This is a genomic window from Rothia similimucilaginosa (genome assembly GCF_029850875.1).
Taxonomy (GTDB): domain Bacteria; phylum Actinomycetota; class Actinomycetes; order Actinomycetales; family Micrococcaceae; genus Rothia.
In genome coordinates, this window is record NZ_JAOVAM010000007.1 from 125,515 (window position 1) to 136,105 (window position 10,591).

A 10,591-nucleotide genomic window follows, 5' to 3' on the forward strand; every position below is an offset into this window, starting at 1 on the left:
CGTGTTCTCCCGAGGTGGTTTCATAGTGCCTGCCGTGTGGCGGGCCCTGACTATTAGATTCTACCCGGCATTGAAGGATACCGGGGCTGAGTGATAGTTTGTTGCGTTCGGGTGGTTGCCTATGTCCTCTGCGGGCCCTGGTGTGGGGTGCGGTGGGTACACGGACAGCTACCCTGGTTGGGCGTTGTGTGCTGCCTTAGCGGCGGGCAAAATGCTCAAGTTTCGAGGTTAGGGGTGCCAGTAGTGCGTTGGCTTCCTTGACGCGGAAGATTTGTATGCCGGCGAGGTATGCGAGGCCCATGACGGTGCCGCATACGGCGAGGGTGATGATTGCGGTGAGCTTGGATGCCCAGGCAAATCCGTCGAGCTGGTAGCCGCCGAGCAGCCAGAGTGCAATGGCCGTGATGCCTCCGGCGAAGAGGGAGGCGAGGGTTGTGCGGGCGTAAGTGCTGACGATGCCGCGCTGGCCGTAGTAGCCGAGGCGGCGGCGGACCATGTGGTGGCTGATGAACATGATCAGGATGTTGTGCACCGGGTAGATGAAGGCGAGCATGTACACGGTGTACTGTGCGTTGAGCAGGGATGCTGCGAAGCTCATGATGACCATGATGATGGCGGAGTACACCTGGATGCGGAAGGGGGTGCGTGCGTCTTCGCGGGCGTAGAGCACGCGGCTGTAGAGATAGTTGATGGTGAGGGTGGGGGTGCCGAGTGCGGTGATGACGATGAGCTTGGCGATGATGGTTGCTGCGATGGGGTCGCCGCCGCTGAAGAGCACTGCGATGGGCCCTGCCAGGACCATGAGCGCGACCATGCAGAAGACGGTGGCTACGGCTGCGTTGCGCAGGCCATGGGAGAGTGCGTAGATGACGCTGTCGCTGTCGTCGGCGATGGCGGAGGCGCTCATGCGGTTGAAGAGCACGGTGGCGATGGAGATGCCGATGACGCCGTGTGGGAGCATGTACAGCATGGAGGCGTAGTTGAGTGCCTGCAGGCCGGGGATTTGGATGCCGAGGGTGGCGTAGTGTTCGCGCTGACCGACGATGCCTGCGGCGACCTTGGTCATGTAGAGGAATGCGAGGTTGGAGATGATACCGGAAGCGAGGGTCCATGCGGCGAGCTTGGAGGCTGCGCGCAGGCCGATACCTCGCCACGCGAAGTCGGGCTTGAGGCGCAGGCCGAGCTTGCGTAGGGGGATGAACAGGACGAGCGCCTGCATGATGACGCCGAAGGTGGAGGAGCCGGCGAGCACAAGGGTCTGTGCATTGGTCCAATTGTCTACGGTGTGGATAGGGTTGGGGTTGGGGGTCTGTGCGCCGAAGATGAAGATGAACAGGAATAGTGACAGGATGGTGATGACATTATTGAGTACGGGTGACCACATGTAGGCGCCGAATGCGTCTTTGGCATTGAGGACCTGTCCGATGACGGTGTAGAGACCGTAGAAGAAGATTTGGGGTAGGCACCAGAGGGAGAAGATGAAGCCGAGCTGTCGTTGTTCGGGGCTCCAGCCTGAGCCCATGATGCTGATGATGGGCCAGGCGCAGGCGACGGTGATGAGGGTGATGAGGCCGATTGCGGTGATGGTGAGGGTGACGAGTTTGGAGATGTATTGTGCGCCGCTGTCTTGTGCTTTGGCCGCTTTGATGATTTGCGGTACGAGGACTGCGTTGAACACGCCGCCTGCTACGAGGACATAGATGAGGTTGGGCAGGGTGTTGGCGGTTTCGAAGACGTCGCCGACGGTTGAGAGTGAGCCGATGGCTACGGTGAGCAGGATGGTCTTGACGAATCCGAGGATGCGCGAGACGAGGGTGCCAGCTGCCATGATTGCGCTTGAGCGGGCGTCGTTACGTGCCACGTAGGTCTCTCCTGTGTCGGCGGGTGATTGCTTCTTTTATTTTTGGGCTCTTCGGCGGGTGTTTAGAGCTGGGTGGTGATGTATTCGCGCGCACTGCGGGCTATGTGTTGCTCGTTGGCGAATGAGAGGCGGGTGGGTAGCTCTCCGAGGGGAACCCAGGCGACGTCGATTGCTTCGTGGTCGGGGTCGTTGTCGATGCTGAGTTCGCCGCCGGTTGCTGCGAAGAGGTAGTGGTGCACGGTTTTGTGGATGCGCGTGCCGTTGGATGTGAACCAGTAGGCGATGGTGCCGAGGGAGGCTACGGGGTAGCCGGTGATTCCGGTTTCTTCGCTGATTTCGCGTTGTGCGGCTTCGACGGTGGTTTCGCCGTGTTCGATGTGGCCTTTGGGGAGGCACCATTCGCGTTGGCCGTTGCGGTTGATGCGGGCGATAATGGCTACGGGTAGCTGTTCGGGTCGGTCGAAGTCGATGATGAGCCCGCCTGCAGAGACTTCTTCAGGGGCGGGTACCGCTCGCACGGGCGCGGTGAAGCGCGTTTTGGGGGCGCGGGGTACGGGAATGCTCATGGTTCTACCTTAACTGATAGGCTGAGGTTTTTGTGTCTCGGTTTGGGGTGAGATAGCTGTCTTTGATGGGGTGTTGTGGGTGTGGGGTGGGCGCATGGGTGGTTTTTCTGGCACGATTAAAGGATTATGTCGCTGATTATTGATGTTGTGTCGAAGTACCCGGATGCCGCCGAGCTGGGAGAACTGTACCGTGCAGAGGGTTTTGAGCTGTACTTGGTGGGCGGTATTGTCCGCGATAATCTGCGGGTTGAGGATGGTCTCTTCACCGATTTTGATTTGACGACGGATGCTACTCCTGAGCAGAGCGAGCAGATTCTACGTGGGTGGGGTGAACATACATGGGATATCGGCAAGGAGTACGGCACGATTAGTGCGCGTAAGAATGGCGTGGTGTATGAGGTGACCACGTACCGTGCTGAGGTGTATGTTTCGGATTCGCGTAAGCCGACGGTTGAGTTCGGTACGGATTTGAGCGCTGATTTGGTGCGTCGTGATTTCACGATTAATGCGATGGCGGCGGCTTTGCCCAGTGGTGAGGTTGTTGACTTGTTTGGTGGCGTTGAGGATTTGCGTGCGGGTGTTTTGCGTACTCCGCGCTCGCCGGAGGAGTCTTTTTCTGAGGATCCGCTACGTATGATGCGTGCGGCTCGTTTTGCTGCGCGTTTTAATCTTGAGGTTGCCCCGGAGGTTTTCGAGGCGATGCGCGAGATGGCTGGCCGTATTGAGATTATTTCGGCTGAGCGTGTACGTGATGAGCTGGTGAAGCTGATTGAGGCGGATTATCCGCGGGTGGGTTTGAACCTGCTGGTGGATACGGGTCTGGCGGATTATGTGTTGCCGGAGCTTCCTGCTTTGCGTATGGAGATTGATCCTGAGCATCACCATAAGGATGTGTATGAGCATTCGTTGAAAGTGATGGAGCAGGCGATGGAGAAGGAGACGGGTGAGGATGGTCCGTGTCCGGCTCCTGATTTTATTCTGCGTTTTGCGGCCTTGATGCACGATATTGGTAAGCCGAAGACTCGTAAGTTTGAGAAAGACGGTTCTGTCTCGTTCCTGCACCATGAGGTGGTGGGCGCGAAGATGGTGAAGAAGCGTATGCGTGCGCTACGTTTTGATAATGACACGATTAAGGCTGTGGCTCGTCTGGTGGAACTGCATATGCGGTTCTATGGTTACCGCGAGTCAGGTTGGACTGATTCTGCGGTGCGCCGCTATGTGCGTGATGCTGGCGATCAGTTGGAGCGTCTGCATCGTGTGTCTCGTTCTGATGTGACGACTCGTAATCGTCGCCTGTCGCGCTCGCTGGCTGAGGCGTATGACGATTTGGAGCGTCGCATTGCTGAGTTGGCTGCTCAGGAGGAGCTGGATGCGATTCGTCCGGATCTGGATGGCGGTCAGATTATGCAGATTCTTGGTATTGCGCCGGGCCCGGTGGTGGGTGAGGCGTATAAGTTCTTGTTGAATGTGCGTCTGGATGAGGGTTCGCTTCCTGAGGAGGAGGCGAAGGCTCGCCTGGTGCAGTGGTGGGAGCAGCGTCGGGAGGCGTAGCTTCTGCGGTTTGTGGTACTGCATCGCATGGTTGAGGTCACGCGGTGCGGTACTGTTCTATCTGTATTTTCTCGTGTATTGTTAAGAAATCTATGCGTGTTCCCCACCCGGTGTGTTTCACGTATAGGGCACATTGAATCTCCTGCTATGGAAATCCCATAGCCGTTTAGCCCAAAGGAGGGGTTTAATCATGCGTGCATATGAACTGATGGTTATCCTCAGCCCCGAGGTTGAGGACCGTGCGGTTGAGCCGTCGCTGTCCAAGTTCCTCGAGATCGTGACCAACGATGGTGGTTCCGTCGATAACGTCGACATCTGGGGCCGTCGTCGCCTGGCATACGAGATCCAGAAGAAGTCTGAGGGTATCTACGCAGTGGTGAACTTCACCTCTACCCCCGAGACTGCAGCTGAGCTCGATCGTGTTCTGAACCTGAACGAGTCCGTCATGCGTACCAAGATCATCCGCCCGGAGGATCAGAAGATCTCCAGCAAGTAGTTGTTTCTTTCCGGTCGGCTGACCCCCTAAAAATGTCAGGGGGTTGCGCTGTACTGGATTCAATATACTTGTAACTCTTATCGAGGAGGCATCAAATGGCAGGCGATACCGTTATTACTGTTATTGGTAATCTGACTGGCGATCCGGAGCTTCGTTACACCCCTGCGGGTGCGGCGGTTGCTAATTTCACGATCGCATCGACTCCGCGTACTTTTAATCGCCAGACGAACCAGTGGGAGGATGGGGAGACCCTGTTCCTGCGTGCGTCGGTATGGCGTGGTTATGCGGAGAATGTTGCAGAGACCTTGAAGAAGGGTACTCAGGTTATCGCGCAGGGCCGTCTGAAGTCCCGCTCGTACGAGACCAAGGAAGGCGAGCGTCGTACCTCGTTTGAGCTTGAGGTCGAGGAGATCGGCCCGACTCTGCGTTTTGCTACTGCTCAGGTGACTCGCGCACAGCGTTCTGCCGGAGGTAATAACTTCGGTGGCGGTGCGCAGGGTGGCTTTGGCGGTGGTGCTGGGTACAACGCTGCTGCTCAGGGCGGTTACTCCGCTCCTCAGCAGAATAATTTTGCTGCTGCTCAGGGTAATGGTTACTCTGGCCAGTCTGGCTACTCCACTCCGGCTGCTCCGGCGGCCCCTGCAGCTCCTGCTGCTGATCCGTGGAGTTCTCAGTCTGGTGGTAACTATGACTGGGGTAGCGGCGCCGACGACGAACCTCCGTTCTAAGCCGGTTTCGTTTTCCGAATAGTAATTTATCAATCCATCCCGCGGTTATCCGCCGCGGGCTCCCAACTCTAAGGAGCACCACGATGGCGAAGGCTGAAATCCGTAAGCCCAAACCCAAGCAGAACCCCCTCAAGGCTGCTGACGTCACCGTTATCGACTACAAGGACGTCGCACTTCTGCGCAAGTTCATCTCCGACCGCGGCAAGATCCGCGCTCGCCGCGTGACTGGCGTGACCGTTCAGGAGCAGCGCAAGATCGCTCAGGCTATTAAGAACGCCCGCGAAGTTGCACTGCTGCCCTACTCCGGCGCTGGCCGCTAAAGAGAAGGAGAGACAGTAACATGGCTAAGATCATTCTGACTCAGGAAGTTTCCGGCCTCGGTGCAGCTGGCGATGTTGTCACCGTTAAGGACGGTTACGCACGTAACTACCTGCTGCCCCGCGGCTTCGCTCTGACCTGGACCCAGGGTGGCGAGAAGCAGGTTGAGTCCATCCGCGCCGCTCGTGCGGCTCGTGCTAAGGCTTCTCTGGAAGAGGCTCAGGCAACTGCGGCGGCCCTGGCTGCTAAGTCGGTTGTCGTTGCACACAAGGCTGGCGCTGACGGCCGCCTGTTCGGTACCGTCAAGGCTGAGGCTATTGCTGAGGCTATTGAGGCTGCTGGCATTGGCTCCGTTGACAAGCGCACCATCCACCTGGGTTCCGCTATTAAGCGTACCGGTGAGTACAAGGTGACTGTCCGCCTGCACGCTGACGTTGTTGCTAACGTTGTCCTGGACGTCGTTGCTGCTGCGTAAGTAGGTTTTTAGATATTTGACGCTGGTGCTTTGATGCTGCGGCGTTGAGTGTCGGACGGGGTGTCCCTCTTCGTGAGGGGCACCCCGTTTGCTTTACCCTTTTAGATACAGAAAGTCGCAATGTTTCACGTGAGACATCGCGGTTTTTTCGTTTATCGTGCTGATTGCGTAGATATTCCCACCCCTTAGGTCGGGGATTTTGATGGATTACCTCTATATGGGAAGTATCTTGAGACTTTCGGGGCATCCCAGACCGGTCTGCATATTCGACATTCTCTGTGCGCCCCATAGTCTGGTAGACACCGTAGACTGGTATACATGGCTCGATCTTTTTCACGTTTGTCTTCTAGCGCTCAGCTTCTATTCACGGGTGTGCTGTTGGAGTGCGTCAATTTGCTGCTGTGTGCTCTAGCGGTTATTCCATTTGCGGACGCTAATCTTGCTACTGCTCTTCTGCTTCTTTTGTTGGTGGTTGGCGGTCTTGTATCCAGTATTGCGTTGGTGTGTGCGCTAGTGGGTCTGGTGAAGTTTGGTCAGTACCGCGTGGCTAATATTTGCCTGGCGGTTATTTCTGTAGTGGCTAACCCGTTGGTGCTGCTGGGTCTGTATATGGCGGCTTATTAGCCCGGTTTAGAGACCAAAAACTGCACAATATCAAAGCTCTCAGGGTTCTGTTGGTTTTCTCCCAGCTTGTTTCCAGCGAAATTCAATCCTCCCATAAGGTTGGGGGTGTTTACTATAAGTGTTGGTTCGAGAGGACTGCGATGTGAATGTGTGTGTTTCGTGTAGCGGGGTCGCCCGCTAGCGAAAGAAGGATGGCAAGGCAAAAGCGCCTTGCCATTCTTCTTTTAACGCGACATGTAGTTTCGGTGTGAAATGCGGGGTGCTGCACCTCGATTTTGAAGAAAAATCTATTCCCAGCTTTCTTGCAGCTTTAACCTACAGGGAATAAAGGTTTACGCGTAATACTTTATATAGATGGTTCGAGAGGACCATCAGAAAGTTGGACTTCCCTTGCGGAAGTGGCTCTGATTTTCGTATGTATGTGTGTGTGATGAGACTGGGGTTGGACTGAGAGGTCCAGCTCCAGTTTCTGTTTTAACCACCTGGATGACAGAGGGAAGCAGTGTTGCTGCCCTGGCTTTCTGAAGGTTGTCGGGTCGTGCGTCCAAAACTTTCGTGGATTCGTCTTTCTTTTAGGCGCCGTGCGGGTCTAGAATTGGGAAAGATAAATTTTGCATATTAAATACAAGTATTTAGGAGTTGTCTTCCGTGTCTAAGACCCCTTCCGTTCCCGGTACCGACCGCCCCGCTGAAAAGGCTGCCGGTCACTGGCTTCTGGCTCAGCTGGGCAAGAAGGTTCTGCGCCCCGGTGGCCGCGAGACCACCAATTGGCTGCTGGCTCGCGCTCTGGGTGGTGACATTGACGTCGTGGAGTTTGCGCCGGGCCTGGGTATTACCGCCTTGGAGATTGTGAAGCGTTCCCCCAAGAGCTACACCGGTGTGGATCTTGATCCCAAGGCTGCTGAAATCGTGACCGAGCGTATTGGTGCATCGACTAAGCCGAACTACCGTGTGGTGAATGCTAGTGCCCAGGAGACCGGTCTGCCCTCGGAGAGCTACGACGCCGTGGTGGGCGAGGCGATGCTGACCATGCAGACCGATAAGCACAAGCTGGAGATTATGCGTGAGGCGGCTCGTCTGCTGCGTCCGGGCGGCTACTACGCTATTCACGAGATGTCGCTGGTTCCCGATTACCTGCGCCCCGAGTTGAAGGAAGAGATCCAGAAGGATTTGGCGCGTACTATCCGCGTGAATGCCCGCCCGCTGACTGTTGCCGAGTGGACTGCTCTGGCGGAAGAGGCTGGCTTTGAGGTGCTGGATGTGTACCAGACCGATATGGCTCTGCTGGAGCCGAAGCGTCTACTGGCTGATGAAGGTCCCGCTGGCGTTGCGAAGATTGCGTTCAATCTGGTGCGTAAGCCGCAGATTCGTGAGCGCGTGTTGGGTATGCGCGGTGTGTTCCGCCGCCATGCCGACCATATTGGCGCTATCGGCATGATTCTGCGTAAGAAGTAAGAGAAGCTTATACAGCGAAACGGAGCCTTAGTATTCCTCGTTATGCGGGGGAATACTGAGGCTCCGTTTTCATTCGCTAGCCTGCTCTCACCAGGCATACTAGTACACAGTACCTCAGTCCCGCAGTGACTACGGCGCTGAGCACTAGTACCAGCATCAGCACTGGATACTGCACCAGTAGCAGACACTCACCCAGCATCAGCACTGGATACTGCACCAGTAGCAGACACTCACCCAGCATCTGCTTGCACCACAGCCTCCGAGTGCCGCACCACCCCCACCCATATACGCCCACGACACCGTACCGGCGAGCCTGTAGTAGTACAGCACTGCTGATACTCGCAGGTACTCAAGTACCATGGTGTGTGTTACAGGCAGCGACATACTATAGGTGTGTAGTAGCAGCACCGCCACCAGATGCGAGAGGGCATGCAATACAAGGAGAGAGAGAAACTTAAACATGGTCCGAGACCTGCTTTCATGACTAGTGCCCTCGACTCTGATATCGAGGGATCTACTAGGCACATAGCAGTGGCCTGGTTTTTGTGAGGCAGTCACGTCTGCTCAGCGATGAGGGCATGCGCTAAGGCACGGCAGCTGGGCGAGGCAATGCGCACTATGGATGGCGCGGCGCTCGCTGTTGAGAAGATTGAGGATTATCTGCGCGCTACCCATTAGGCGTGTATGTGTTTCGCGTGTGCCTTCGTGAGAAACTAGCATAGGAGTTCAGCAGAAAATGTTTCTGGAACGTCGTAGATATTGGATTGAAACGCGAGGATAAGCATGTCTGAAACTGCCATTGATTATGGTTCCCGCACTATGCCTCATGATGATGTGGCTGAGCAGTCGGTGCTCGGTGGCATGCTGCTGTCGAAGGACGCTATTGCTGATGTGGTTGAGAGCCTGCGTGCGTCTGATTTCTATAAGCCGGCGCACGAGACGATTTATGAGGCGATTCTTTCTCTTTACGGTCACGGTAGCCCTGCGGATGTGATTACGGTTGCTGATGAGCTGAAGAAGCGTGGTGAGCTGACTCGTGTGGGCGGTGCGTCCTATATTCATACCCTGATTGCGTCAGTTCCAACTGCTGCTAACGCTCAGTATTACGCTGAGATTGTTAAGGAGCACGCGATTATGCGCCGCCTGATTGAAGCGGGTACGAAGATCGCTCAGCTGGGTTACGCCAATGAGACTGAGGTCGATACTTTGGTGGATCAGGCGCAGGCTGAGATTTATGCGGTGACTGATGGTAACGCGAAGGAAGACTATGTATCTTTCTCTGAGGCGTTGGAGGAGACCATCAACGAGATTGATGCGAACTCGAACCGCCCCGATGGCGTGTACGGTGTACCGACTGACTTTATTGAGTTTGATGAGCTGACCGGTGGTCTGCACGGTGGCCAGATGATTGTTATTGCGGCTCGTCCGGGTGTGGGTAAGTCGACTCTGGCCCTTGATATTGCTCGTTCTGCCTCTATTCATCATCAGATGACGACTGTGTTTTTCTCGCTGGAGATGAGTCGTACTGAGTTGGCGATGCGTATTCTCTCTGCGGAGGGCAAGATTTCGATGGGTCGCCTGAAGAAGGGGGATTTGGATACTGAGGGTTGGACGAACCTGGCGACTCTGCAGGGGCGCATTGATTCTGCTCCTCTCTTTATTGATGATTCGCCGAATATGACTCTGATGGAGATTCGCGCGAAGTGCCGTCGCCTCAAACAGCGTAATGATTTAAAGCTTGTGGTGCTGGACTACCTGCAGCTGATGAGTTCGGGTAAGAAAGTTGAGTCGCGTCAGCAGGAGGTTTCGGAGTTTTCTCGTAGCCTGAAGCTGTTGGCTAAGGAGTTGGACGTTCCGGTGATTGCGCTGTCTCAGTTGAACCGTGGTTCGGAGCAGCGTACTGATAAGCGTCCGATGGTTTCGGATTTGCGTGAGTCGGGTTCTATTGAGCAGGATGCGGATATGGTGATTCTGCTGCATCGTGAGGATATGTATAACCCGGAGAGTGATCGCGTGGGTGAGGCGGATATGATTATTGCTAAGCACCGTGGTGGTCCGACTCGTACTATTCCGTTGGCGTTTAGCGGTAAGTACTCGCGCTTTAACAATATGGCGAATGATGCGCCTCCCCAGTACTAATCAGCTCAGCACTAACCGCCTCAGTACTAAGCTTCAGCACTCTGTAGCTGCACCCCTCTTCTTCTATTCCTTGCAGGATGGAAGGGGAGGGGCTTTTCGTATCTATAGGTATGGGCGCCCAAATGCAGAGTTAGGAATCAAGCGCAGGGTATGGGAATAGGGGCTGCAGAGGGGCGCTGGAGGGTATTCTGCGAGGGTTTGAGTGGTTTCTTCTGTGGTTATAAGGTTTTTTAGAAGTTTTTTAAAGATTTTCTAGCACCCATAAAATACTTTGACTAGGTAGTTTAGTCTCTGGAAGGGTGGTTTAGACCCTTACAACGCCATGTTTGTGGTCTACTTCACCCTTTTTGAGGTTGCATGGGTGTTTAGGCGTCTGTA

10 protein-coding genes are annotated in these 10,591 nt (G+C 55.3%); 8 read left to right on the top strand and 2 right to left on the bottom strand.

Translation table 11 applies throughout. The features are described 5' to 3' along the window. Window positions 1-196: 196 nt before the first annotated feature. The gene (gene murJ, locus QFX05_RS06885) at window positions 197-1,861 is read right to left on the bottom strand and encodes a murein biosynthesis integral membrane protein MurJ (RefSeq protein WP_279741970.1); all 1,665 of its coding nucleotides are present in this window, start codon (window positions 1,859-1,861) and stop codon (window positions 197-199) included. A gap of 62 nt (window positions 1,862-1,923) precedes the next feature. Further along, complete coding sequence (locus QFX05_RS06890) at window positions 1,924-2,427, bottom strand: NUDIX hydrolase (RefSeq protein WP_279741971.1); 504 nt, start codon at window positions 2,425-2,427, stop codon at window positions 1,924-1,926. Between the two features lie 126 nt (window positions 2,428-2,553). Here QFX05_RS06890 and QFX05_RS06895 point away from each other — a divergent pair, with 126 nt between their 5' ends. The 8 genes from QFX05_RS06895 (at window position 2,554) to dnaB (ending at window position 10,213) form a co-directional block, all read left to right on the top strand. Then, window positions 2,554-3,978, top strand: coding sequence for a CCA tRNA nucleotidyltransferase (locus tag QFX05_RS06895; RefSeq protein WP_279741972.1), 1,425 nt, complete (start codon window positions 2,554-2,556; stop codon window positions 3,976-3,978). 190 nt (window positions 3,979-4,168) lie between these two features. Continuing rightward, window positions 4,169-4,474: a 30S ribosomal protein S6 gene (gene rpsF, locus QFX05_RS06900; RefSeq protein ID WP_279741973.1), complete on the top strand. Its 306-nt coding sequence runs from the start codon at window positions 4,169-4,171 to the stop codon at window positions 4,472-4,474. Window positions 4,475-4,569: 95 nt separating this feature from the next. Next, the gene (locus QFX05_RS06905; RefSeq protein ID WP_279741974.1) at window positions 4,570-5,202 is read left to right on the top strand and encodes a single-stranded DNA-binding protein; all 633 of its coding nucleotides are present in this window, start codon (window positions 4,570-4,572) and stop codon (window positions 5,200-5,202) included. 83 nt (window positions 5,203-5,285) lie between these two features. Next, window positions 5,286-5,522, top strand: a complete 237-nt coding sequence (gene rpsR / locus QFX05_RS06910; protein WP_004005948.1) for a 30S ribosomal protein S18 — start codon at window positions 5,286-5,288, stop codon at window positions 5,520-5,522. A 20-nt stretch (window positions 5,523-5,542) separates the two neighbouring features. Beyond that, a complete protein-coding gene (rplI, locus tag QFX05_RS06915) occupies window positions 5,543-5,995 on the top strand; it encodes a 50S ribosomal protein L9 (RefSeq protein ID WP_279741975.1) in 453 nt (150 codons plus the stop codon). A 318-nt stretch (window positions 5,996-6,313) separates the two neighbouring features. Further along, complete coding sequence (locus QFX05_RS06920; protein WP_279741976.1) at window positions 6,314-6,619, top strand: hypothetical protein; 306 nt, start codon at window positions 6,314-6,316, stop codon at window positions 6,617-6,619. 648 nt (window positions 6,620-7,267) lie between these two features. Further along, on the top strand, window positions 7,268-8,074 hold the full coding sequence (locus tag QFX05_RS06925) for a class I SAM-dependent methyltransferase (RefSeq protein WP_279741977.1): 807 nt from the start codon (window positions 7,268-7,270) through the stop codon (window positions 8,072-8,074). A 783-nt stretch (window positions 8,075-8,857) separates the two neighbouring features. Further along, window positions 8,858-10,213 carry a replicative DNA helicase gene (dnaB, locus tag QFX05_RS06930; protein WP_279741978.1) on the top strand — a complete coding sequence of 452 codons (1,356 nt, stop codon included), beginning with the start codon at window positions 8,858-8,860 and terminating at the stop codon, window positions 10,211-10,213. Window positions 10,214-10,591: the final 378 nt, after the last annotated feature.

Bases quoted from the DNA above. Each gene is read 5' to 3' on its own strand.
- QFX05_RS06920 (WP_279741976.1), top strand. From the start codon at position 6,314: ATGGCTCGATCTTTTTCACGTTTGTCTTCTAGCGCTCAGCTTCTATTC.
- rpsR (WP_004005948.1), top strand. From the start codon at position 5,286: ATGGCGAAGGCTGAAATCCGTAAGCCCAAACCCAAGCAGAACCCCCTC.
- dnaB (WP_279741978.1), top strand. From the start codon at position 8,858: ATGTCTGAAACTGCCATTGATTATGGTTCCCGCACTATGCCTCATGAT.
- QFX05_RS06905 (WP_279741974.1), top strand. From the start codon at position 4,570: ATGGCAGGCGATACCGTTATTACTGTTATTGGTAATCTGACTGGCGAT.
- rpsF (WP_279741973.1), top strand. From the start codon at position 4,169: ATGCGTGCATATGAACTGATGGTTATCCTCAGCCCCGAGGTTGAGGAC.
- rplI (WP_279741975.1), top strand. From the start codon at position 5,543: ATGGCTAAGATCATTCTGACTCAGGAAGTTTCCGGCCTCGGTGCAGCT.
- QFX05_RS06895 (WP_279741972.1), top strand. From the start codon at position 2,554: ATGTCGCTGATTATTGATGTTGTGTCGAAGTACCCGGATGCCGCCGAG.
- QFX05_RS06890 (WP_279741971.1), bottom strand. From the start codon at position 2,427: ATGAGCATTCCCGTACCCCGCGCCCCCAAAACGCGCTTCACCGCGCCC.